The sequence below is a fragment of the Paenibacillus sp. JDR-2 genome (genome assembly GCF_000023585.1).
GTDB lineage: Bacteria > Bacillota > Bacilli > Paenibacillales > Paenibacillaceae > Pristimantibacillus.
In genome coordinates, this window is sequence record NC_012914.1 from 3,612,529 (window position 1) to 3,636,540 (window position 24,012).

At 49.9% G+C, this 24,012-nt stretch carries 18 protein-coding genes; 12 read left to right on the plus strand and 6 right to left on the minus strand.

Annotation, left to right across the window (positions count from 1 at the left end):
- The first annotated feature begins 90 nt into the window (after nt 1–90).
- The 8 genes from nagZ (at nt 91) to PJDR2_RS15990 (ending at nt 14,598) form a co-directional block, all read left to right on the plus strand.
- Nucleotides 91–1,302, plus strand: a complete 1,212-nt coding sequence (nagZ, locus tag PJDR2_RS15955; RefSeq protein ID WP_015844743.1) for a beta-N-acetylhexosaminidase — start codon at nt 91–93, stop codon at nt 1,300–1,302.
- A gap of 304 nt (nt 1,303–1,606) precedes the next feature.
- Nucleotides 1,607–3,904 (plus strand): helix-turn-helix domain-containing protein, encoded by a 2,298-nt coding sequence (locus PJDR2_RS15960; RefSeq protein WP_015844744.1) that lies wholly within the window; start codon nt 1,607–1,609, stop codon nt 3,902–3,904.
- A 14-nt stretch (nt 3,905–3,918) separates the two neighbouring features.
- Nucleotides 3,919–5,568: an extracellular solute-binding protein gene (locus tag PJDR2_RS15965; RefSeq protein ID WP_015844745.1), complete on the plus strand. Its 1,650-nt coding sequence runs from the start codon at nt 3,919–3,921 to the stop codon at nt 5,566–5,568.
- A gap of 234 nt (nt 5,569–5,802) precedes the next feature.
- Nucleotides 5,803–6,726, plus strand: coding sequence for an ABC transporter permease (locus tag PJDR2_RS15970; RefSeq protein ID WP_015844746.1), 924 nt, complete (start codon nt 5,803–5,805; stop codon nt 6,724–6,726).
- Between the two features lie 15 nt (nt 6,727–6,741).
- Nucleotides 6,742–7,650, plus strand: coding sequence for a carbohydrate ABC transporter permease (locus PJDR2_RS15975; RefSeq protein ID WP_015844747.1), 909 nt, complete (start codon nt 6,742–6,744; stop codon nt 7,648–7,650).
- A 77-nt stretch (nt 7,651–7,727) separates the two neighbouring features.
- Entirely contained in the window at nt 7,728–9,446 is a 1,719-nt protein-coding gene (locus tag PJDR2_RS15980; protein WP_041613475.1) for an extracellular solute-binding protein, read from the plus strand.
- A 608-nt stretch (nt 9,447–10,054) separates the two neighbouring features.
- Nucleotides 10,055–12,688 carry a hypothetical protein gene (locus tag PJDR2_RS15985; protein ID WP_265525052.1) on the plus strand — a complete coding sequence of 878 codons (2,634 nt, stop codon included), beginning with the start codon at nt 10,055–10,057 and terminating at the stop codon, nt 12,686–12,688.
- Nucleotides 12,685–14,598, plus strand: coding sequence for a pentapeptide repeat-containing protein (locus PJDR2_RS15990; protein WP_015844750.1), 1,914 nt, complete (start codon nt 12,685–12,687; stop codon nt 14,596–14,598). The genes PJDR2_RS15985 and PJDR2_RS15990 overlap by 4 nt, the downstream gene beginning before the upstream one ends.
- 67 nt (nt 14,599–14,665) lie before the next feature.
- Here PJDR2_RS15990 and PJDR2_RS15995 read toward each other — a convergent pair whose 3' ends face one another.
- From PJDR2_RS15995 to PJDR2_RS16020, 6 genes are all read right to left on the minus strand, one after another.
- The gene (locus tag PJDR2_RS15995) at nt 14,666–15,754 is read right to left on the minus strand and encodes a GerAB/ArcD/ProY family transporter (RefSeq protein ID WP_015844751.1); all 1,089 of its coding nucleotides are present in this window, start codon (nt 15,752–15,754) and stop codon (nt 14,666–14,668) included.
- 33 nt (nt 15,755–15,787) lie between these two features.
- Nucleotides 15,788–16,924, minus strand: coding sequence for a Ger(x)C family spore germination protein (locus PJDR2_RS16000; protein WP_041613476.1), 1,137 nt, complete (start codon nt 16,922–16,924; stop codon nt 15,788–15,790).
- A 14-nt stretch (nt 16,925–16,938) separates the two neighbouring features.
- Nucleotides 16,939–18,399 (minus strand): spore germination protein, encoded by a 1,461-nt coding sequence (locus tag PJDR2_RS16005; protein WP_015844753.1) that lies wholly within the window; start codon nt 18,397–18,399, stop codon nt 16,939–16,941.
- A gap of 145 nt (nt 18,400–18,544) precedes the next feature.
- On the minus strand, nt 18,545–19,327 hold the full coding sequence (locus tag PJDR2_RS16010; protein ID WP_015844754.1) for an ABC transporter permease: 783 nt from the start codon (nt 19,325–19,327) through the stop codon (nt 18,545–18,547).
- A gap of 5 nt (nt 19,328–19,332) precedes the next feature.
- Nucleotides 19,333–20,136 (minus strand): ABC transporter permease, encoded by an 804-nt coding sequence (locus tag PJDR2_RS16015; protein ID WP_015844755.1) that lies wholly within the window; start codon nt 20,134–20,136, stop codon nt 19,333–19,335.
- Nucleotides 20,133–21,110 carry an ABC transporter ATP-binding protein gene (locus PJDR2_RS16020; protein ID WP_015844756.1) on the minus strand — a complete coding sequence of 326 codons (978 nt, stop codon included), beginning with the start codon at nt 21,108–21,110 and terminating at the stop codon, nt 20,133–20,135. Before PJDR2_RS16020 ends, PJDR2_RS16015 begins: the two co-directional genes overlap by 4 nt.
- A gap of 428 nt (nt 21,111–21,538) precedes the next feature.
- Between PJDR2_RS16020 and PJDR2_RS16025 the strand changes: the two genes are divergently transcribed.
- From PJDR2_RS16025 to PJDR2_RS16040, 4 genes are read left to right on the plus strand one after another with little or no spacing between them, the layout of a single operon-like run.
- A complete protein-coding gene (locus PJDR2_RS16025) occupies nt 21,539–21,940 on the plus strand; it encodes a hypothetical protein (RefSeq protein ID WP_015844757.1) in 402 nt (133 codons plus the stop codon).
- A complete protein-coding gene (locus PJDR2_RS16030; protein ID WP_015844758.1) occupies nt 21,937–22,128 on the plus strand; it encodes a hypothetical protein in 192 nt (63 codons plus the stop codon). Before PJDR2_RS16025 ends, PJDR2_RS16030 begins: the two co-directional genes overlap by 4 nt.
- Before the next feature lie 31 nt (nt 22,129–22,159).
- Complete coding sequence (locus tag PJDR2_RS16035) at nt 22,160–22,888, plus strand: glycosyltransferase family 2 protein (RefSeq protein ID WP_015844759.1); 729 nt, start codon at nt 22,160–22,162, stop codon at nt 22,886–22,888.
- Nucleotides 22,878–24,011, plus strand: a complete 1,134-nt coding sequence (locus PJDR2_RS16040; protein WP_015844760.1) for a glycosyltransferase — start codon at nt 22,878–22,880, stop codon at nt 24,009–24,011. Before PJDR2_RS16035 ends, PJDR2_RS16040 begins: the two co-directional genes overlap by 11 nt.
- The last annotated feature ends 1 nt before the right edge of the window (nt 24,012 follow it).

Sequence of the window (24,012 nt, forward strand, 5' to 3'; positions counted from 1 at the left end):
AACTTAGCTTTTCTTTCTTTTTAATCTGTACAGTGTACATAATGAAGTTCTTCAAGCCGTCCGCTATAGAAACTTAAAAGGAGGATCCTTATGCGATATCTTCGAATCTTTACGTTTTACGCGACTATTCTTACACTCCTTGTTCTAACCGGATGCGGAACGGCAGAGCCTCAGCAACCGGTGATCAGCGAGACTCCAACACCTGTCGATCCGATAGCCGACCTTGTAGCATCCATGAGCTTATCCGAAAAGATAGGGCAAATGATATTGGTGGGAATGGACGGCACGGAAATCCAACCTGAAATAAGCAAGCTGATCAAAGAGAGCCATGTTGGAGGGATTATTTTATATAGCAATAATATCGAGTCCGCATCGCAGACAATTAAGCTGGCTAATGATCTCAAGCAAATCAATCAAGATAATGGCGCAAAGCTTCCGCTGCTCTTAAGCACGGATCAGGAAGGCGGACGGGTTTCCCGGTTGCCGAAGCAAATCAAGCCATTCCCGGCAAGCAGAACTATTGGCAAGACCAATGATCCCCAATATGCCTATCAGGTGGGAACAGCCTTAGGCGAAGCGGTGAAAGCGATTGGCTTGAATACCGATTTTGCACCGGTTCTTGATATCAATACAAACCCCAAAAATCCGGTCATCGGCAACCGCGCTTTTGGTACCACGGCAGAATTGGTCAGCCGTATGGGGGTGCAGGAGATGCTTGGCATCCAATCGCAAGGCGTTATCCCGGTGGTCAAGCATTTTCCCGGACATGGCGACACCTCCGTCGATTCCCACCTTGGGCTGCCTGTGGTCGACCACGATCTGGAGCGGCTCCGCTCCATTGAGTTTGTACCGTTCAGTTCGGCAATTAAAGAAGGAGCCCCTATGGTGATGGTCGCTCATATCTTAATGACCAAGCTTGATCCGGACACACCGGCTTCAATGTCCAAGAAAGTCATTCAGGATTATTTGAGAGGGGAGCTTAAGTTCAGCGGAGTTGTAATTACGGATGACATGACAATGGGGGCCGTAGGAAAGGTTAAAGCTATTGGGCCTGCAACGGTACAATCAGTGTTAGCCGGCGCGGATATTATTCTTGTCGGTCATGATCCGGTGCAGCAACAGACCGTTATCGATGCCCTGACTGCAGCGGCTCAAAGCGGTGAAATTTCTCCGTCTGTTCTGGATGCCAGCGTGTATCGCATAATCAAGCTCAAGCAAAGCTTTAAATTATCGGATCAACCAACTTCGTCAATCGATATAACAACGCTAAATCAACACATTCAAGCAGCTTTGGAAAAATGATAAACCAGGCTGATTAATGAATTAAATGACTGGGTAATCGGTGGGGTTAATCACGCTCCTATTCAATAATGGAATCATAAAGTGAACCGCAAGCAGCCAATAGGCTGCTTGCGGTTCTTCCGTTTCCACCGGATTAATCGTCAACTTAAAGGACGGAATAGCAAATACGAATAGTTTCTTCAATGATACGATAAACGAAAGGACTGCGTTTGCCCGTCAAAATGAAGTGCGGGGAAACGATTTTTATAGGATAATAGAGAAAGAGCGTGTAAGCGCTGCCAGAAAATAAGGGAGGGGGTGGCGGATGAAGAAATTTAACAGCGTTTTTAGGAGATTCCTCGTATCGTACATCGTTATTCTGATTATTCCGAGCATCGCCGGCTTCCTATCCTATCACACTTCCATTTCGGTCACGGAGAAGCTGTCCATCGAGAACAGCGTTATGCAGCTGCAGAAGAGTAAAGAGCTGCTCGAGCGCAGGATGGCCGAGGTTGAAGGATTTACGAGACAGCTTGCGATTAATCCGGACTTAAATGTGCTGATGAACGAGAAGAGCTCCGGAGAGCAGACGAATGTATACGGCATCTGGCGGATCTTGCGCAGTGTACTGACATTCGGACAGACCAACGATTTTCTGCAGCAATTTTATATTTACCTGGGGAATTACAACGTTATTCTGACGCCAGGCTCCGCTTACGTAAGACCCGAGCATTTCTACGAAAGCTTCCGCTATGAAGACCAGTCTTTGGCAGAATGGAGACAATCTATTCTCGGCCAGACGCACCGGAGCGAAATTATGCCGCTGCGCCAATACAATAATAGGGGAACCGTTACTTCGGTTGTCACCTATATGCAGTCATTTCCCTTGGACAGCTTCAGTGGTTCTTCGCCCGCTGTCGTGGTTGTTACAATCGACGAGAAGACGATTACCAATTTATTAACGGGCATCACGGACAAATACGGCGGCTGGACGCAAATCAGCGATGCCAGCGGCCGAACCATTGCTTCGCTGGGTAACGGCGTGCCCGACATGGAGGCATTAGCCAAGGATGCGAGCTTTGACGCGGATAAAACAAGCCAGTTTTACAAGGACGATCTTGTCATCACCATTCATTCCGCTACGAACGGCTGGGTATACCGTTCTGGTATTCCAAGACATGCTTTGCTTGAGTATGCGAATCAGATCAAATTTATCACCTGGACGATTACCGGCATTGCCATCGCCGTTGGTCTTTTCGTTGGTTTGATGCTGGCTTACCGCAACAGCATGCCAATACATAAGCTGGTGTCTGTCGTTAAGGAACAGTTCGGAAAAGACGATACGACGGAAAGGAACGAATACGATTTCCTGCACGGGAACATCGCGGAGATGATTCGCAGCAGCAATCAGCTGGAATCCGAACTGCGGAGACAGCTCCCGCTTATTCGAGATGCTTTCCTGAAACGGCTTCTCTCCGGAGAATTGCAGACGCGGGAAGAAATATCCGCGGCAGCCTCGCAAGCGAACACGGGTATTTACGGTAATTCCGGATTCGTCTGTATTCTACAAGTGCAAGGCTATACGGGCATGGACAGCGTAGAGGTGCTGAATGAGCTTCATGCCGCAAGGCTTTTGTTGAAGCAAGCGCTCCTCGACATCGCCGGTTTTACGTTGACTACCGATTGGGGCTCCGACCGGATTGTTATCGTATTTGCGTCGAAAGAAGCGGAAACCGGTAATACGATTGGAAGGGAGGAAATTGCCAGCCTGCTCGATCAGCTGTCCAAGCATGCGTTCGCCGAATACCGGATTACGTTTATAGCCGCGCTTGGCGAAGCGTTTGCTTCGGAAACGGAAGTCAGCGTCTCTTATGAGCAGGCGAAGCAGACAATGGATCAAGCGCTTCATGCCGACCGCAAAGGAATCGTCTGGTTTGAGGAAACCAGGCTCGAGAGCGCAACTTATTATTACCCGCTTGAGATGGAGCTGCGTCTGATCGGTACGATCCGGGCAGGAGAGACGGAGGAAACAAGACGAATCCTCCGTACGGTAATGTCGCTTAACACCGAGCAGCGCGAGCTGTCCGTGGAGATGTGGCAGCAGCTGGCTGGCGAGTTGAAGGGGACTTTGCTGAAGCTGCTCGATCAGAAGTCCTTTATGGAATCCGGTATGTTCGAACAGCTTAAAGACCGGATCATTGCGCTGCACGCCACTGACAAACGATCCTTCCAGGCAGAGATCGAAGATATTACTGGCGTGATGTGCTCAATCGTCGTCAGTCGCAAAAATGACGGACATACAAGGATTATTGAAGCGATTAAAACTTATATATCCAGTCATTTCTCGGATTCCGATCTGACCTTGTACCGGGTGGCCGAAGCGGTGGAGAGACCCGAAAAATATATTTCCCAGTTGTTTAAGGAAGTGACGGGCTCAAATTTATCCGATTATCTGGAGCAGGTGCGGATGGAGAACGCTATTGCGCTGCTACGCGAAAACCGGTATACGGTAGACGAAATATCGTCCCGTGTCGGCTACAACAGCTCCCATTCGTTCCGAAGGGCATTCAAACGCGTGACTGGCGTCTCGCCGAGCTCTTACAGGCAAACGGTGGAAGGGTGAAGGGAGGAAATGCGTTGAACAAGCTTATTCGTGTGGCCTGCATCGTTCTCTGCGTTTGCTCCGTCATTCTGGCGCTATCTTCATGCAATACGGCGGAGCAACACGGTGCCGAATCTGACAAACCGCTTCGGATCAGCATCTTTGCACAGCAAGACGCTGGCCAGAACCTGAAGACTAACGATTTCTCGAGACTGCTGGAACAGAAGTTTAATGTAAGTTTTAACTGGCAGACGATTCCGTACGAGGGAGCCAAGGAGAAACGGCAAATCTCGCTGGCGAACGGACATTATCCCGACGCTTATATTCTGACGAGCTACATCGACCAATTCTCGCAAGCGGATGTCATCCGCTACGGCAAGCAGGGGATCTTTTATCCGCTTAACGATCTTATTGAGCAATATGCCCCTCATATTAAGGCAGCGTTTGAACAGGAACCGGGGCTGCGCGCGCTTAATACGGCCCCGGACGGCAATATATACGGTCTTGGAGCCTATAGCGATTGCTTCCATTGTTCATATCCGTACAAGCTATGGTTGAACGACAAGTGGCTTAAGAAGCTTGGACTTGATATGCCAACAACAACGGAGCAATTACGCGAGGTGCTTCAGGCTTTCAAAGACGGCGATCCGAATGGAAACGGCGTGCCGGACGAAATTCCCCTAAGCGGTTCAACCGAGGAGTTTGGCGTACGCGTGCTGCCGTATTTGATGAACGGGTTCGTGTACGATGACGACCGGACCTATTTGAACGTGGCAAGCGGCAAAGTCAGTCTGGCAGCAGTAAAGCCGGAATGGCAGGAAGGACTGAAGTACGTGAAGTCCTTGTATGATCAAGGCCTTATCGATATCGGTGCCTTTACGCAAAATTCCGACGCCTTCTTCAAGCTTGGGGAGAATGCCGATACGCAAATTTTAGGCGGGGGTACGGCCATGCATCCGGCGATATTCGTAAATACCGGACCAGGTAACAAGAGGGGGAGCGATTACGCGCCGGTTCCGCCTTTAGAAGGACCTCATGCCTCCTATGCCGTTTATTACCCGTCCGGTATAATGCCTGGCGCCAAATTCGTCATTACGGACAAAGCAAGCCCGGAAGCGCGCATCGCGCTCATCCGCATTGCCGATTATCTTTTCACGCCGGAAGGTCAAGCAAATGCGGAGATTGGCAAGGAAGGCGTCGATTGGCGGAGACCCGTGGAGGGGGAGCAGGCGCTTGATCCGGATATTCCGGCTGCTTTCGCCAGTATCGCGCCCAAAGAAGGGGATCCCCCGCATAATACAAGATGGAGTGGAATGGGGCATTTCTATATGCCGAAGTCCTACCGGAACAGCTGGGTGCAGAACATGGACATCTACGCTCCCGACGGCTATGAACGAAGGCTGTTCCAAGCTACGAAATTATACGAAGGCCATGAACCGAAGGAATACTTCCCGATGTGGTCCGTCTGGATTGACCCTGACAGCGCGGATGAAGCAAGTCTCTTGCAGTCCAACCTTAAAAACGAGATCGATGAGAGCGCGATGGAGTTTATCACCGGCCAAATTGATCTGGACAAGGATTGGAGCTCTTATGTCGCACGATTGGAATCTCTCGGGTCAGACCGCTATGTCGAGATTATGCAGCAAGCATACGATCGATGGCTTCAGGAGAAAAATACAAAATAAAGAATTAGGCCGGCCGCGGCATTCGCGGCCGGCCTTTTTGCCGGAGTTGCATGGTTCCGCAGGTCCAAAATGGCCGTACCATGCGGAATTGTCCCTATGATTTCGGGAGATTTGTACGCTGAATGACGCAATTGTACCTACCCTGGCACCCTTAAAATCACCTATGATCAAACCTGTAGAAAGCGCTGTCAATCATCAAGACGCGGTTTACTCAATTAAATAGGGGGGATTCGTTTGGAAGCCGCTGGCAAACGTCTCAGCGCAAGAAAGAGCTTCGCTAGACACTGGCAATTGTATCTTATCGTAGCACCGCCGCTGTTGTTCTTTATCATCTTTAAATATTATCCGATGCTGAACGCGGTGCTGGCCTTCAAAGACTACTACGTCACGAAAGGCATATGGGGAAGCCCCTGGGTCGGATTCCACAACTTTAGATTGTTTTTCGAGAATCCGATATTCAGCTCGCTTGTGAAAAACACGCTCATGCTCAGCTTCTATCTGCTGCTTGCAGGATTCCCGATTCCCATTCTGCTTGCTTTAATGCTGAATGAAGTACGGGCGCAGAAATTCAAGCGTTTCGTCCAACTCGTGACCTTCGCGCCGTACTTTATCTCTACGGTAGTCATGGTGTCGATCATTATGCTTTTCCTGGCGCCAAGGCTTGGTTTCGTAAACGTACTTATGAATCATCTAGGGATGGAATCGGTTAATTTTCTCGGTAATCCCGGCATGTTCTCATCGATTTATGTCTGGTCCGATATCTGGCAGACGGCCGGCTATTCAGCCGTGATTTATTTGGCCGCACTGTCGGGGATTGATCCAACCCTGTACGAGGCAGCAAGAGTGGATGGCGCTTCGCGTTACCAGAAGATTTGGAACGTGGATCTGCCGGGCATTCTGCCTACGATCTCCATCATTCTTATTCTGAATGTCGGGAACGTCATGGCGATTGGCTTCGAGAAGGTATATTTGCTCCAGAACAAGCTGAATATCGCGAACTCCGAGATTATCGCAACTTACGTGTACAAGATCGGCTTGCTGAACGCTAACTACAGCTTCGCAACGGCTGTCGGCTTGTTCAACTCGGTTATCAATCTTGTTCTCTTATTTACGGTTAACGCACTGGCACGTCGGTTTTTGAAATCCAGCATCTGGTAACGAAGAGGTGTTTGCATGGCTAATGTGGCGAAAGTAAGGAATAAAATCAGAGAATCATCGGGCGATAAAGTATTTCTCATCACCATTTATATCATTCTTGCGCTAGTGCTTGTCGCGGTACTCTATCCGCTGATCTATATCTTAAGCAGCTCGTTCAGCAGTCCGTCAGCCGTTTCGGCAGGCAAGGTCTGGTTATGGCCGGTCGACGTCACGCTGAAGGGTTACGAAGCGTTGTTCAAAAACTCGCAGGTGTTGACGGGCTATGGCAACTCGCTGCTGTATACGGTTTCGGGCACGCTCGTCAGCGTAACGTTAACCATTATGCTGGCGTACCCGCTGTCCCGGTCAACCTTCTTTGGCCGAAACGTCATCATGATGATCATTACGTTTACGATGCTGTTCAGCGGCGGTCTGATTCCAACCTACATGGTCGTGAAGAGCCTGGGCCTTATCGATACCAGATGGGCGCTTATTATCCCGAACGCGGTCTGGGTCTGGCAGGTTATTATCGCAAGGTCGTTCTTCCAGCAATCGATTCCGTCCGAGCTTGTTGAGGCAAGCGAAATCGACGGCTGCAGCGATCTGCGCTTCATGCGAAGCGTCGTATTGTCGCTGTCCAAACCGATTATCGCCGTACTTATCATCATGTATGCGGTAGGGCAGTGGAATGCTTACTTCGACGCTTTGATTTATTTGAAATCGGACACCAAGTACCCGCTGCAGCTCATTTTGCGAAGCATCATTATCCAAAACAACAGCGGCAGCGCCAATATGGACGCTCTGAAGCAGGTAGAGCGCCAGCAGCTGGCGGAGCTTCTCAAATACTCGCTGATTGTGGTAGCAACGCTTCCCGTTCTCATTATTTATCCGTTTGTGCAGCGGTATTTCGTACAGGGGATGCTTGTTGGTTCCGTCAAGGGCTAATTCCGTGGACATTGAAAGGGGGAATGCCGTTCATAGCGCAGCATGAAGCACGACTTCATAACAGCTAGCAATATCTAATGGAATTCATTAAAAGGGAGCGATTGCACGTGTTAAAACAGAGAATGGTTATTCTGCTCGTGACAGTCTTAATGGTCAGCTTAGTCATGTCGGCTTGCTCGAAGAACAATGCAGGCAACAATGCGCCAGCCAGCAACAAACCCGCTAACAGCGCTTCAGCAAACACCGAAAAACCGGCCGCACCGGTGGATATTAAGCTGTTCGCGGTACAGGAGCCTAACATCGACCTGGCTACCAACAAATTTACGAAGTTCGTAGAAGATAAATTCAACATCAAATTCAATTTTGAAGCCATCCCATCGGACGGTGCCAAAGAAAAACGTCAAATTTCCTTGGCGAGCGGCGATTTCCCGGATGCCTACATGCTGACAGCCTATATCGATCAATTCTCGCAAGCTGACCTGATCAAATACGGCAAGCAAGGCGTACTTATCCCGTTGAACGACCTGATCGATAAATACGCGCCGAACATCAAGCAAGCTCTTGAGAGCAATGCGGACTTCAAAGCGTTCAGCGTAGCGCCGGACGGCAACATTTACGGACTTCCGGCATACTCGCAATGTTTCCACTGTTCGTATCCGAACAAAATGTGGCTGAATACGGGCTGGCTGGAAAAGCTGAACCTGGAAATGCCAAAAACAACCGAAGATTTCAAAAAGGTACTCGAAGCGTTTAAAAACCAGGATCCAAACGGCAACGGCAAGAAGGACGAAGTACCTCTGAGCGGTTCGACCGAAGAGTTCGGCGTGCATGTCGTTCCTTACCTGATGAATGCTTTCGTCTATGACGACGACCGCAACCACCTGATGCTGCAAGACGGCAAAGTAGGCTCCGCCGCGGTAACGGACGAATGGAAGCAAGGCTTGGCATATATTAAATCGTTGTATGACGAAGGTTTGATTGATCCGGGTGCGTTTACGCAAAATGCCGAAGCTTTCAAAAAAATCGGCGAAAACGGCGATGCGCAAATTCTTGGCGCAGGCGCTGGCATGCACCCGGCAATCTTCCTGAACATTGACCATGGCAACAAAAACTCGAAGGACTACAACCCGGTTCCTCCGCTTACAGGTCCTGGCGGCGTATCGCTGGCAACGCATGACGGCGGCGGCGTATCTCCTGGAGCCAAGTTCGCCATCACAAGCAAAGCAAGCGAAGAAAAGCAAATCGCACTCATTAAATTGGTTGATTACATGTTTACGCCTGAAGGTCAAACCAACGGCGCATCCGGTATGAAAGGCATTGACTGGACAGATCCGAAGGAAGGCGATCTTGCGCTTGGAGAGAACGTCAAGCCAATGGTAGCGCCAATCCCGACAACAGAAGGCGAAGCGCCGCGCAACGCCGGCTGGAGCGGCATGGCTCACTTCTATATGCCGAAAGAATACCGCGACAGCTGGGTACAAGGCTCGGACATCTACGATTCCGCGAACTATGAACGCCGCCTGTATCAAGCAACGCTGCTTTACCAAGGCCATGAGCCAAAAGACTTGTTCCCGCTGTGGGCGATTTGGCTGGATCCATCCGAAGTGGATGAAGCAACCATGCTTCAAACAAACATCAAAACGTATATCGACGAGAACGAACTGCAATTCATCACGGGTCACAAGAGCCTCGACAAGGATTGGGACGCCTATTTGAAAGGCCTTAAAGACCTGAAGCTCGACCGTTACCTGGAAATTTTGCAAAAAGCGTATGACTCCTCAACGTTCAAGAAATAAGAACAGTAATTAAGCAAGAGCGGCTCTCCGTGAATTGGCGGAGAGCCGCTTTTTTGATATTTATAGAAAAAACTGGTAGTTCCGGAGACTCATTTCATAAGTTCAAAGGTTTGACTATAATGAGCTTGCGGGCAACTGGATAACGTTACCAGCAAATCCAAGTTCGAAAGGGGTTATTTATGTTATTAAGAGAGCCAACAGTCAGAAATTTGAATGTCCATTATGATCTACGGTTTCTGGATGACCAGGAACAGATCGAGCCTCTTCTTCTAAGAGCAGGAGGCCAATCGTATCCGCTTGTAAGGCATACCGCAGAATCTTTAAGCGCCCACGGTTTTTTAACAGATTCATACCCCACACATTATTGCGCCTCTGTTCCCCAAGACAGCTCCAAGGTTCAATTCATCCGAGTCTTCGGCCCCCCGGACCATCAAGGTATTCCCACACTTAAGGCAGCAGCCATCTCCACAGCTACAAACGGGAAAGTATTCAATGCCGCCGATACGGCCAAATCCATCCTCTTCCTCAACCCAAGCATCACCGTTTTAACTCCCGATCACTCCGATACCGTATTAAATCACATGGAAGATTCCGATGAGCTCCGCCAAATGGTTTATATGATCGAGCAGCTTCAGGACGGTTGGAATACGCCAACGATTATCACGGACGAGAAAGGACAGCCCGTCCTGGACAAAGAAGGTAAGCCGTTCTACACTTATGAGCTTCATCCGATCCTGCTTAATCTTGCTGCCTCCGCGGCTGCGGGAATCAAGAGCAAGATTTACAGCGACGCGACCTTGCGCGGCGTCCGCTATAATGTCCAACCGGGCATCAGCCACATAGCAGTGAATCAAGGGAACACAGCCTTGACGGCCGTTAACCAAGGCGGATACCACTATAATCTGAAGGATGGCGGACCTCAGTATGGGGTGTCGGTAGCGGTTGAAAAGCTGACTAATGCATTCGAGCTTGATTTGAAGGTGACCAATTCCTACATTCGGCACATGTCCGTCTATGCGACCTTCTATAAAGGCGATGGCAGCACTCCCATTGAAATGGATGCCGACGCCTTGCTTTCCTTGCTGCGGGGAGAGAATCTTCTAGACGTGAAGGAATGGATGGAAGCATTGGAAGAGTCGGAGCAGCTGTTATTAGGCACTAAATCGCTCAAGTTCATCGGTAACGTAAGCGCAGAAGGGACCTTCCTCGGCATTCCCGTGACGGATACATCATCATTGTTCTCATTCCAATTGCCAACCGATGATCCAATTGGCAAACTTCGTTTATCCATAGGCAGCTTGGGCTACGGCAACTCGCATTCCGATGCGGATCCTAATGCGGCATGGATCGGAATTGGTTCAACGTCGCTGATGGATTTGGTCATTCCGACTGTAGCGTTAATCATGACGGTAGGTACCGAGAGCAGCAAGATGTTCGACACACTCTTCAAAAAAGTGAAATTTATCGCCCCAACCGTCTACTCCATTTATACAGTCGTTAAAGATATCATCAATGACTCCAGCAATACAGGCAACGACGTCAAGAACATGATCGCATCGCTTGCGGACCGGATTGTCTCCAGTCTGCTTACGGGATCGGAATTTATAGAAGAGCTTGCCGCGATATTGGCAGCCGAAGAGGTTGAGGAAGCCATTCCTGTTGTAGGTTGGGGACTCAAAGCTATAGCGCTGGAAGGCTCTGTCGTTCAATTGGCTCAAACGGTTGCCGAGGTTATTGCTTCTCCGCGGGTGGTCGATTTTGAGTTGACCGTTACGATGGATGCTTCGATCTCGCTTCTTGCCGAAGCAAACAGCGGGGAACAGCCGGAATTTGCGGCTACAGCGGCCTACTATATAGTTACGGCGCAATATAGCGACAACACAACACGTACTTATAGAGATGTCATTCCGGATTCAAAGGTAAGCAGTCTGTCGTTTGAGCTAAATGATGTGCCTGTTGGCGGGAAAGTGACTTTCCTTGCTGCCATTTACTCGAAGGAAGGCTGGCTTGTAGGCGGCGGCAAATCGGAAATGATGGATAATCTGCTCACGCCGGGCAAAGACCGTTTGGTGGCATCCGTAAAGGTTACGCAGATGCTGTATCCGCTGAATGGACAGACGACCTACCAGCATAGCCAGCTCCTAATCCAGCAAGGCGGCCAATACGCGTGGCAGCATACGGCCGAACCTCCTACGGAAACAGCGGAAGACCTCGGAACAGGCGGAGGCGGACATGTGTTGGAAAGTCTGGTTGGAATAACTCTGAATTCGAATATGGGACTATTAGGATATGCATGGCAGGCATCCGGCTTGAATATTCCGCCGGTTGACGGAGACAACGGAGACAATCTGGAGCTCTACGCTTTCAAAAATATTTCCTATGGCCCGAATCCAAATGCCGGCGTAATGAATACGCCAAAAGGCTATAACAAAGCCCCGCTGCTCGCTTATCCGCAGCTTGGTGCGGAAAGCGGCGCTGCCGGCTATTTTTACCTGGATCCAACCGGGGATCAAACAAACGGGTTCCACCTTCGCCGGATCAAACCTGTCAATGACCCTACGATTCCGCAGAACAGTCCTGAACGTGAATTCGATCTATCCGCGGGGGAGAGCTGGGGACGGTTCAATCTGCTCCCGGCCTCAATGGCTTACCATTCCAACGGGTATGTGATTGCCGTCAATCCTGCTTATCCCGTCATGCAGATTCTGCAAATTCCTTCAAGCAGCAAACCGGATGATCAAGCGCCTTGGGCGTTGATCACGCTTGGTCCTGGTACGAGGGAAGGTCTGGTGCAGCAGCCTGAACTGGTAGCTATCGCTTCTAATCAGACGGTGTACGTATTAGAAAAAGGCAACCAGCGGATCCAGGCATTTAGCCGCGGTGGACACCCCGTAGCAGCTTTTGCCGATCCCGATTCTCCGTATTGGATAAACCTAGTCAATCATGATGCCACTCAAGACGTGAAGTACCTTGCCATGAGCGTGGAAATTCAAGGCCACATTTACGTGCTTAGCCAATATGGCAACGGTTATGAGGCAGATCAATATTTCCTCGATATTTACACGCCTGCGGGAAGCCATCTCGTTACGCAGAGAGGACTGGTTGCAGCCTCGATGGCCGTCGATCTCTGGAGGAACCTATACACCTTGAATTTCCAGCAAATCCTCTCTCCAGAGGGATGTACAGAGCCTTCAGTTAGCGAGTGGACGCCAAGCACGCCAAGAAAGGATGGGAATCAATGAATCCAATTACAAAGTGGTCATTCAACACGGAGACGCTCGGTTATGCCGAATCTTTTTATTATGAGTATTACTATGCAGGAGGATTGGCTGTCGTTTGTGTTGGCGGAGGCGGCCAAACGGCTGATTTTAATGTATATAATCTGGGCGGCGGCTTGGTTGCCATACAGGACCCTTACGCGAATTGGTATTGGAGCAGCCGTTACGACGACAACCTGATGCTCTGGAATTATAACGATCATAATTATGTTTCCGACCATATCGGCGACGAACAAAAATTTCGGCTGATTAACCGCGGTCACGGACAGATATCTTTACAAGCGGCAGCGGGGCCGCATAACGAAAAGTATTTGCAGGCCGTAAGCGGAGGCTGGTACCCCGTTAACTTCGGATTTGGGGATGGCACTTTAAAATGGTCAGATGAAGGCTCCTTATTCAAGGTAGGGGGCAGTTTGCTGCCTATTCTAATCATTACCAACTCGGCGAGGGATCTCGACCTGTCCGGCTCCGACTTATCCGGATTGAATTTGGATAACGCCGATCTTACGAACGCCATCTTCAAAAACGCAAACTTCACTAAAGTACAATCCTTCCATAATGCACAGTTCGTTAATGCCAATCTGCAGCAAGCCAATTTTGACGGACTGTGCTTGAACGGCGCCAACTTCACGCAGGCAGATTTCACCGGAACGGATCTCACGCGTATTCTGCCTTCTCCATCACAGCTATCCCATGCCAAACTCATAAAAGCCAATCTAAAAGGCGTCGATCTGTCAAAATCCAATCTGACTTACGCAAATCTGTCCGGGGCGGTATTGGACGGGGCTAATCTTAGCGGGGCGGACCTGACGGGGGCGGTCTTCACCGGCGCATCGCTTGTAGGCACTAAACTTGACGGCGCGATCATGCACAATTCCGTGTTTGACCAGTGCGATCTGACAGATGTATCGTTTACGTATCCGCCTGATTTCTCGAGAACGGAGCAAGGCCGCACTTCCTTCGTTAAGGCTGTTGTACCCTTCAAGGTTCTTGGCGCCAACTGGTCCTATTTGGAACTGTCCGAATCCAGGATCACCGATATCCCGGATGCCATTACCGCCTTGAATGCGAATTACGCGCTCCTGCCGGATGGTTTGGATTTCAGCAAAAAGGATATTCGGAGTGCTACGTTTGTCGGTACACGGATGTATGAAATACAGCTCCAGAACGCAAACCTGGAGAAAGCCCATCTTACGCATGCCAGGCTGAAAGGGGCCAAGTTGACAGGCGCGAACCTGTCAATGGCCAATTTGGACAGTGCCTACCTGATTTCCGAGAATGCCATATCGCCGGGGGATCCGGTTAAGCATGAAGCGGCAGTTGTAGACGACGCGTTCCTCATCAATACGAATCTTACCGGTTCATATTGTGATGGGGTGGACTTCTCAGGCTCTCTTTTTATGAGTTACGCAGGTCTTGATCCGGATGGTAAAGCCAGCGCAAACGGAGCTGCGATGAATTTGGCTAAATTCAATAATGCCGTGCTGATCCAAGCTGTCTTTGACAATGCTCAATTAGGAGGTTGCGACTTCAGCGATGCCCGCATGGTTGGGGCAAGCTTTAAGCAAGCGCAGCTGATTCCGGCCACTCAGCCGCCTAACCCTGATGCCAGCTTCCATGGGGCGGACATACGCGGGACGGACTGCACCGGAGCGAATATGGATGGACTGGATATGCGGTCTGCGCAGGTATCGGCGGGGCAGGGCGAATTTACTCAGGTGTACAAGGATTATTACGGCAATCCACTTCCTGTTATGCTGTCGTATTCGGCTACTATACTGGGGAACACAACTTCCGGCACGACGTGTCCGGACGGCTCCAGAGGACCGTGCCATCTGAATTTAGTCACTGCCTCGTCCAGTGAAGAAGTATAATTAATCATATTAAATAACCGGCGATGCAGGAGGTGTTTAATCCTGATTTGCCGGTTATTTTTTTTGGTTACTCTGTTTTGACCAGTTTTCTTTTCGCGGAAGTCATGATCCACAGTCCTATCGGAATACCTATCGCGCAGACGGGAATAACGATCGTTTCCCATAATTTCTGGAGCGTCATAATGGCTGCTTCATTGGGGATGATCAGCGCAATGATATAGATTAGGGGAGCGGTGAACCAGAACAGTCGTTTCCAGGACTTGATCCGGAAGGACTGAGCCATTTCATAGCTGGTAATGAACAAGTACAGCGACATTTTCGCGAACACTCCAAAAATCCAGATAAAGATGACAAGAATATCAACATTCTGAATGAAATTCAAAATGTTGATCGACCGAACCAGCATAAAATAGGGAAATCTAAGCTCCTGGGCAACCGTAGGACCAAATACCATCAGAACCATAAGCGTTGATAAGATAAGCATGCCCCCGGTTAACCAAACGCTTGCCAAGGACTTCTTCACAATATGCTCGGGATTGGAAACAAACGCCAACAGGACAAGCATCATAAACGATTCAGCCAGAAATGAGGTTGGTGCGAAGGAGGCGCTTACGATTTCCTTCAGGCTTGCATCGCCGAACACAGGCAGCAAATTTACCCAATTCGCGTTTGTTGCGTTTAGTAGAAAACTCACCAGCAGCGTAAGAATGGTTAGAGGTCCCGCAATTTCGCAAAAACGACCGATTCCCTTTATGCCGCTTGTACCCGTTAAGTAAATGGCAGCTGCCAAAATCATAGCCATCAGTACCCATACCGGCGTTTTATCCAGCAGGACCAGATGAAGGAAATCCGCAAAAGAACGAAGAACATCCCCGGATAAAATAAACCAGGCGGTAAAATAGGGAAGGGTGACGATTTTGCCAAGCCACGATCCAAAGAGCTCTCGGCTGAATTGAGCTAGACTTTGGCCCGGATGCAACATGCCAACCTTGACTACCAGAAAGGTGATCGCCCCGCCTAGCAGACAAGCAACAAGCATGGACAGCCATGCATCTTGTTCGGCTATCTCCACGGCAGGCGAGATGCGAAGCCAGACAGCCATCACCACTTCCGCGGTTGCCACGATCCAGAACAATTGCCACCCCGTTATTTTCATTTCCTTCGTCCTTTCCTGTAAGGCTGATGAATATCATATCGAAGAATTGGTTTGTCCCGGATCTTCGTACCGAAGCTGTACTTCTACCGTAATCGGTAGTCTGCTGAACGTCTCGTTCCAGTTATTCTGCAATGATTTCCATTCACCGGGGAACTTGTAATGAACATGCCTGCCGATTCCGAAAATATCCGCTTTGTATTGCTTCTGGGCTTTAAGAATCAGCTTGTTCACGGCTTGTTCAGCTTCACGGCTTAAGTTTTTCTCGATTTCTCGCAGTTCCTTGGCTTGGGAAGGGTCCCGCTTAGAATTGTTCTCCACTAGGTTGCCTTTTCCGCTTAATTGAATATGCACTCGCATACCGTTCGAGTCTTTAACCACGCGGATACGACTCTTGAGAGCTTGCGCCCTTAAACTGATGCTGCCGTTGTTTGGGCTTCCCGAGGTGGATACGGTAAGACCTCTTTGTCTTCCCTTAATCCAGTTCGCGTAATACGATTCATCGGGCTTCAAAAATCCGGTCAGCCTATGCGAATTTTCCTTATTCAGAATCGCTGCTCCCGAATAAATGAACCTTTTTGTAGACGGATTGTAACTAATGGCCGGCAACAATACGGATCCGCCTTTTGGCCGCGAATCGCACAGAAATTCCCTATAGTAATAAGGTTTCATCCCCAGCGCCAACTGAACGCCGCTCAAGGCCGTACTGATCAACGGATCGAAAACGGGTTCCGTGGCAAGTATCTCCTTCGCCGTACCGTCTTTCACGACAAAAATAACGGATCTCATCTCCGATTTCGGATTGCGCACGACCATATCCAAATATTTGTCCATCCCTTGCTCGGCCATACGCTGGCCAATCAGAATCGTCTGGCGATGCGCGTAAAACAAGGTGCGGGAAAGCTGCGTCTGCAGATTTTGTCCCGCATCCATAAAGTCCTTGCCGGTAGCACTGACCACTACATAGCTTTTTTTCTTGCTGGCTCCGGTATCTGGACCGCCTAGACCAGCCGGAACGGCAATCTGGGAGCTGACCTCCAGCCTTCCGTCTGAATTCATATCCAGCCCTCCGCCAATAACAATCGCCAGCTGATTGGGCTCCTTAAGATTCCAACACCCGGCAGTTACCGCCGACAAAATCAATAAGCAAATGGTTATCATGGTTTTTTTCAACAATGGATCCCGCCTTAACTCATACGCTTTCTGGGCCTTCTCAAAAAAACATTTTGAAGCTTGCTTTTACTTGTCGGTGCGATCGGTTCAAGATACGGCGTTCCAAGCGGGCTTAAATGAATGAGGTGGGACAGAATCATGATCAACCCAAGAGCCACGCCAAACAGACCAAATAATCCGGACAGAACCAGCAGCGGGAATCTCAGCATTCGAAGGGGATAGCCAAATCTGTAACGCGGAATAACAAAAGACGAGATACCGGCAGCCGATACGACGATGACGATGGGAGCCGAAATAATTCCCGCTTGCACAGCGGCTTGGCCGATGACCAAAGCTCCCACGATGCTGACGAGCGGACCGATTTGCTGCGGCAGGCGAATCCCGGCTTCCCTTAACCCTTCGAACATAAATTCCATCAGAAACACCTCGATCACCGTTGGAAAAGGGGATTGTTCTCTGAGTCCCGTGATGCTTAGCATTAGTTTTGGAGGCATCATTTCGGGATGGTAGGTAGTCAGCGCGATATAAATGGACGGGAAGAGGATCGAAAAAAGAGCGAACAAATAGCGGATCCACCGGTTCATGGTTACATACAAGAAACGTTCGTAATAATCGTCCGGAGCCTGAAGGCCGTCCCAGAACGTCATCGGAACGACCAGAACGATCGGGGACCCGTTAACGAAGACGGCTATTCTTCCTTCCAGCAGTCCCGCGGACACGACATCGGCCCGCTCCGTGCTTTGCATTTGCGGAAACGGAGAATAGCTTGTGTCTTCGATATATTCTTCGATATAACCGGATTCCAGTACGCTCTGAATATCGATCGCGTCGATTCTAGTCCTTACTTCATTAACCAGAGCAGGGGAGGAAAGACCATCGATATAGGCGAGAACAACCTCGGTTTTCGTTAATTTGCCGATTTGAAAAGATTCCATCTTTAGATCCGGCGTCACGATAATCCGCCTGAGCAGCGTTGTATTCGTTCGAAGCAGCTCGGTGAAGCTTTCGCGGGTCCCGCGCAGAGCCGCTTCGGTGGAAGGCTCTTCAATGGCCCGTGTTTCGAACTGGGAGACATCCGTCAGAAGAACAAACGGATCGCCATCAGCAAGGAAAGCAACGTTTCCTTTTAAAATAAGGTCTGCAGCCTCTTCGAATTTGGTTATCCTCTGGGTCTGCAAAGCCGCAACAAGCTCCATATCCAGCATTTGGGCCAGGCTGCCTAGTGTCCCTAGACCTTGGGGAACTCCTTCGTACAGCAAAGGTTTAAGGATCGTGTTCTGAACAAGATCTTTATCGATCATCCCGTCGACGTATACCAGCAGAAGGAAGGTGTTGCCTTGCAAAGTTAAGCGACGGAAGACGACATCCGAGCAGTGTTCGAATATCGCTCTGAGCGTCTGCTCGTTTTCGTGAAGGGAAGGACTAACCGCCTTAGCTGCATTCACTTGTGAAATGGTGCGTTCGTTTGATGACATTGGATTCATGCACCTGCCGCTGGAAATGATTTGTGTTTCTTGATACTATACCCAAACGCGACGTTAACTACACCAAACAGCCTCCGCCAAATGTCGTGCGGAGGCTGTTTGGTATAGTTGGAGGACGAGAAGTGTGCCCGCAATATTACGATCCCGTCGAGCGATAATGACGGACGCCAATATGCCAGAGCAAGAGGCAAGGGAGGATAAAGACAACACCCGCGAGCGGAGACAGCATATACAAGAGACGATTTCCGTCGGTTCGGCCAAGCACGTAGAGCAGCGGCAAATAATTGACGCAGCCTAACGGGATGACGAAGGTGAAGAAATTCGTCACCCATTTCTCGTAGATCGACAGCGGGTATTTCGCCATCTCCCGGCCACCGTCGGTAAAAACGTTAGCTACCTCTAGACCTTGAATCGTCCAGAAGCTCAGCGAGGCGGTGGCAATGAATAACCCCGAGAAGATCAGTACCCCGCAAACAATCATCAGCATAAGCGTAAAAAGCTTCGGCAGCGTAAGTTCTATCGGCAGTTTGCTCAATGACCAGAGCAATACGATGAGGCTTTGCAGCATGCGGCCTAGCCTGGCGAATTCGAATTTGGATCCTAGCACCTGCAGAATGGTGCTTCTCGGCCGGACAAGCAGACGGTCAAAATCGCCGCTGCCAACCAGGCTCGAGAACATGTCAAAGCCTCGGGCGAACGTTTCGCTGAGGGCATAGCTAAGACCGATAATGGCATAACACAAGGCAGCTTCGTAGAAAGTCCAGCCTTTTACCTGTCCAAACTGCGCGAACATAAAGTATAATCCGGCGAGAACGGTCAGCGGAGTAAGCGCTTGCCCCACAGTCAAGAGCCAGAAGGAGAGGCGATACTGCGCCTGCGATTTAAATAAGATGGATATATATTTCAGATACAGATACATGCGGATTAACCTCCTTGTACAACGACCTGGCGAAGCGCTTTCTTCAAGCACCATCGGCCAATCAGGATTAATGCAGCCAGCCATACGCATTGAATGAGAATTCCCCAAACCGCCTCGGATTGCGGAATTTGCCCGGAATAGACGCGAAACGGGAAATCCGCAGTCCAGCGGAAGGGGAGCGCATAGGTAAGGGCCTGCATCCAATCCGGCATCAAAGGAACCGGAATAATCATACCGGCAAGGAACTCTCCGATCACCGCGATAACCAAGGTAGAACCAACGGGGGACAGCGTCCAAAAGACGGAAATGTAGATAAACATGGAGATCGCGATATTGACGGCGAGTCCGAGCAGCAGAGTCACGACAAACAGCGCAAGGGTTGTTCCCGTAGGCGGCATGGTTAAGTTATAGGGCTTCGGCAGCAGGAACGCGACAAGTAGAATAGGAACGCAACGCAGGATAGCGCTCGATAAACGCTGGGCAAGCAGCTTGGCATACCAGAAGGAGTAGATCCCGCATGGCCTGCACAATTCATAAGCAATATTGCCGCTCGTGATAAGGTTAAAGATCTCGTTGTCTCTAAACCAGAGCATGACAAAAGCGAGGAAAATTTGCTGCAGCCATATATACGAAGCCAACTGCTCAAGCGACATAGAGGGCTGAGCCGAGCTGTGTTCATAGAAAGCGACGTATACCATGATAAAAATAAAGCCGAAAAACAACTGGGTAGCCATGCCTGCAATCGCGGCAGTCCGATATTGCAGGCCGCTTACAAATCGCAGCTTCCAGACCGACAGGTAGATATTCATATCCGGTGCTCCTTATAGAGCTCCAGCACGAGCTCCTCTACAGGCGTAGTGCCCACCTCGAGATCAACGACTTCAACTTGCTCGGACAGCCTGGCAATAACGCTGGCAACCGGCGTTGCATCGATATCCATGCTGTAAACGGCGCGTTCCGGCGTCCAAGATAAACAACGAACCCCATCGATGTGTACCGGTTCGTTATACTCGCGGTAATCGACCGTAACAATCCGCTTCGATCCGAATCGGCCGCGCAGATCGTTCAAGCTGCCATCATAGAGCAGGGTGCCTTTGCCGATCATCAGGATCCGGTCCGCCAGCGCTTCAATATCGTTCATATCATGCGTGGTCAAGATAACTGTAACGCCACGTTCCTTATTGATTCGTTTGATAAACTGGCGGACGGCAATTTTGCTGGCAGCATCAAGACCAATCGTTGGCTCGTCGAGGAAAAGAATCTTAGGGTCGTGAAGAAGGGAGGCGGCGATTTCGCAGCGCATGCGTTGCCCAAGACTAAGCTGTCTGACGGGCGTCTGCAGAATGTCCGTTAGCGCAAGCGATTCGGTCAGCATAGCAAGGTTCGTACGGTAGACTTCGCCGGGAATTTTGTAAATATCTCGCAGGAGTCCAAAGGAATCGATGACGGGAACATCCCACCACAGCTGAGTCCGCTGACCGAAGACAACGCCGATATGGCGGACATACGCCGCGCGGTCTTGCCATGGCGTGTAACCAAGAATTTTGCACGTTCCATTGTCCGGCACGAGAATACCGCTCATGACTTTAATGGTAGTTGATTTTCCCGCTCCATTAGGACCGATGTAACCAACGATCTCTCCGGGTGAAATATCAAACGAGATATTGTGGAGTGCCTCGACAATCGTATGCTCCCGGGCGAAAAGGGCTTTAACCGCTTGCCGGACCCCGGCTGTTCGCCGCGCAACCTTAAATGACTTATTAATACCTTGCAGCGCAATCATGGAATGAAGCCTCCTTATAATGGTTTTAGTCCAGAAAAAAAATATACCGATATTTTCTAATAAAGTATAGACTTATAATAAAACCCAGGTTATAATACTATTATAGAGATCGAGGATATCTCTGAATTGGCAAATATTGATTTTTAATTTTTTTAGGGACTAAAGTTGTTTTGTTTCTTAACTTAATTACATAGGCTATGCATTAGAGCTTGTATGTTGCCTAGCGCAATTGCAGGTTTTTTTATTGTGTTAACCAAATAATCCTAATAGGACACCTTCTTAAACTTGGAAGGTGTCCTTTTTGTCTTTCTATGAAAAAATTTTCAATTCGACTGGTGAAATGACTCAGTCCTTCTTCCTGCTACTTGTATACGCTAGTAAGTATGGAGATTGGTAGTTTCCGAGAGAGGGAAAAGGAGGATGGAGCGATGAAAATTATCGTAAACGAGAAAGAGCTGAAGGAATATTTTGACGGGCTTGCCCGTCTGCTGCCGCATCTGAATACAGTACAGCCGCAAGATTCGAGTTCGCTTGACGTGTCGGAACTCCTGGCAGAGCTGCGTCAGACGATTCGGGAGGAATTGGCTTCGCTCGGAATGGAGGGGCAGCGCGAGGCCGGCATGTCCAGCTTGACTAAGCTCAAGCAAGTATTCGAGCCATACACAAGCAAGCCTGCCGAATTATTAACATCAGCGGGTACGGTCGAAGGAACAATCACTAAGGTAAGCGGCGATTACTTGGTCGTACGCGAGCCTGGAGGCAGTATGGTTATGGTTCCGCTGGAACAGCTGATCTCCTTTCAATTGACAGGAAAGAAGGTGGAACGATGATTGAAGAGCTATTGTCTTTCGTTAACAAAGAGGTGCAGATTGCAAGTGCCCTGGAAACGATTTGCGGAACGCTTGTGTCGGTTGACGGGACGGCTGTAACGATCCGCACCTCGGAAGTATTCGGATACGAGAACGGCAGCTACGCCATTATTCAATTGCGCTTCATTTCTTATATCCGGTTGTTATAACGATTTTGATGAAAAAGGGGAGGTGAGGCATTTGTCGTTTCAACGCGTGCCAGGACTAGTCAGCATTGTGGTCACCGTCTACAACAAGCTTCCCTATCTGTCGGATTGCTTGACAAGCCTGCTCAATCAGACCTACACGAACTGGGAACTTATTCTTGTCGATGATTTGTCTACGGACGGGTCATACGAGTATGCCGTGAATTGGCTTAACAGCAATGAGCCTTTGCTGCGGGAGGGAAAAGGAATTTATACGCTTCGACTGCCTCGCAATGCTGGTTACGCCGGCGCAATTACGGCCGGGATGTACTTGGCCAAAGGCGAGTATATCGCCATTCAGGATGCGGATGACCTATCCCATCCGGAGAGGCTGGCCAAGCAGGTCCGTTATTTGAACGTTAACCCGCAAATCGATCTGCTAGGCACGAATTACGAGGTATTCGAAGATGGCGAAGTAGACAGCCGAAAGCCGGTATATTGGCTTAAATACGGGGATCAGATCGGGAAAGTCTATGCAAAAGGCGGTCATTGCATCTGCCACGGGACGGCCATGTTCCGGGGGGCGGTATTTGACCGCATCGGCGGACATACAAGACGTATCGAGGGAGCCGAAGATTACGAATTTATAGCAAAGGTGATCAAACCGGGAGCAAGGAACGTGGACAATTTGCGGGAGGCGTTGTATTACTACCGCAAGCATCAGAAGCAGCGTTCACGCGAGTTTTTTGGCAAATCGCAGAAGGAGCAGGGTCATGACACGTAATCGGATCCGGCTGCTGATGGTGATGGACAGCTTGGCCGTCGGCGGTACGGAAACGTACGTGCTGAGCCTAGTGAAAGCTTTCCCCGCGCTTGGCGTCATGCCCGTGTATGCTGGCGGAACCGGCGTCATGTATGAAGCTTTTGCCCGTGCCGGGTGTCCGATTCACCGCGTGGATCTGACGGCTGAGCAGCTGATGGACCCGGAACACCAGAAGCAGGCGGAATCCGCGCTTACGCAAATTATGAGAAACCGTCGGATAGATCTCGTGCACATTCACCAAACGCCATCCGGCTTGTATGCAGCGAAAGCTGCAAGAAAGCTGGGAATCCCGGTTGTATTTACCGTACATGGCGCTTACTATCCGACTGAACAGCTTCAATTGCTGAAGGATGACGGATGTACTTTCATCAGCGTTAGTCCTCCCATACGGGGTTATTTGGACTATCTGGGTTTTCCGTCTTATCTGATTGCCAACGGTATAGATTTCAAGCAATATCGTCCCGCATCTTCTGCAGCCTTACGCGCCAGTCTTCACATACCGGAAGGAGATAAGGTCGTGGTCTACGCTTCCCGCCTGGCCTGGGACAAGGCGGCGGTTTGCGCCATGCTTGTGCGAGCGGCACGTACCATTCGCCTTCATGAAATGACGCCTCTCCACCTGGTGATCGCAGGCTCTGGCAATCAGGCCGCTGCTATCGCCGAACTGGCAGAGACCGTAAACCACGAGTGCAACGCGCATTTCGTCCATCTGGTTGGCAATCAGATGCAAATGGGCGACTATTATAATCTCGGTGATCTGGTTGTCGGGACGGGACGAGTTGCGCTGGAAGCCATGGCATGCGGTAAACCCGTGCTGGCTATTGGCAATCATGGATATTTCGGCCTTGTGGACCAGCCTGTATATGACGAGGCATGGCTGTATTATTTTGGTGACCATAATTCCAAGGAGCGTCCAACCGAGCAGTTGATCGGAGAAGCAATCAGCGGAGCGCTCTTATCGACAATCAATCTAGATGAAGTAGGTCAACGGGGACAAGAGTGGGCGCGGGCGAATTTTGACATTCAGGGCAAAGCGCTTCAGATGAAGCAGCTGTACGTCTCTTTGCTGGCGAAAACCCGATAGG

Excerpts from the sequence above, each read along its gene's own strand:
- nagZ (WP_015844743.1), top strand. The coding sequence starts at position 91 with ATGCGATATCTTCGAATCTTTACGTTTTACGCGACTATTCTTACACTC.
- PJDR2_RS15960 (WP_015844744.1), top strand. The coding sequence starts at position 1,607 with ATGAAGAAATTTAACAGCGTTTTTAGGAGATTCCTCGTATCGTACATC.
- PJDR2_RS15975 (WP_015844747.1), top strand. The coding sequence starts at position 6,742 with ATGGCTAATGTGGCGAAAGTAAGGAATAAAATCAGAGAATCATCGGGC.
- PJDR2_RS15980 (WP_041613475.1), top strand. The coding sequence starts at position 7,728 with ATGGAATTCATTAAAAGGGAGCGATTGCACGTGTTAAAACAGAGAATG.
- PJDR2_RS15985 (WP_265525052.1), top strand. The coding sequence starts at position 10,055 with ATGGTTTATATGATCGAGCAGCTTCAGGACGGTTGGAATACGCCAACG.
- PJDR2_RS15990 (WP_015844750.1), top strand. The coding sequence starts at position 12,685 with ATGAATCCAATTACAAAGTGGTCATTCAACACGGAGACGCTCGGTTAT.
- PJDR2_RS15995 (WP_015844751.1), bottom strand. The coding sequence starts at position 15,754 with ATGAAAATAACGGGGTGGCAATTGTTCTGGATCGTGGCAACCGCGGAA.
- PJDR2_RS16005 (WP_015844753.1), bottom strand. The coding sequence starts at position 18,399 with ATGTCATCAAACGAACGCACCATTTCACAAGTGAATGCAGCTAAGGCG.
- PJDR2_RS16010 (WP_015844754.1), bottom strand. The coding sequence starts at position 19,327 with ATGTATCTGTATCTGAAATATATATCCATCTTATTTAAATCGCAGGCG.
- PJDR2_RS16015 (WP_015844755.1), bottom strand. The coding sequence starts at position 20,136 with ATGAATATCTACCTGTCGGTCTGGAAGCTGCGATTTGTAAGCGGCCTG.
- PJDR2_RS16020 (WP_015844756.1), bottom strand. The coding sequence starts at position 21,110 with ATGATTGCGCTGCAAGGTATTAATAAGTCATTTAAGGTTGCGCGGCGA.
- PJDR2_RS16025 (WP_015844757.1), top strand. The coding sequence starts at position 21,539 with ATGAAAATTATCGTAAACGAGAAAGAGCTGAAGGAATATTTTGACGGG.
- PJDR2_RS16030 (WP_015844758.1), top strand. The coding sequence starts at position 21,937 with ATGATTGAAGAGCTATTGTCTTTCGTTAACAAAGAGGTGCAGATTGCA.
- PJDR2_RS16040 (WP_015844760.1), top strand. The coding sequence starts at position 22,878 with ATGACACGTAATCGGATCCGGCTGCTGATGGTGATGGACAGCTTGGCC.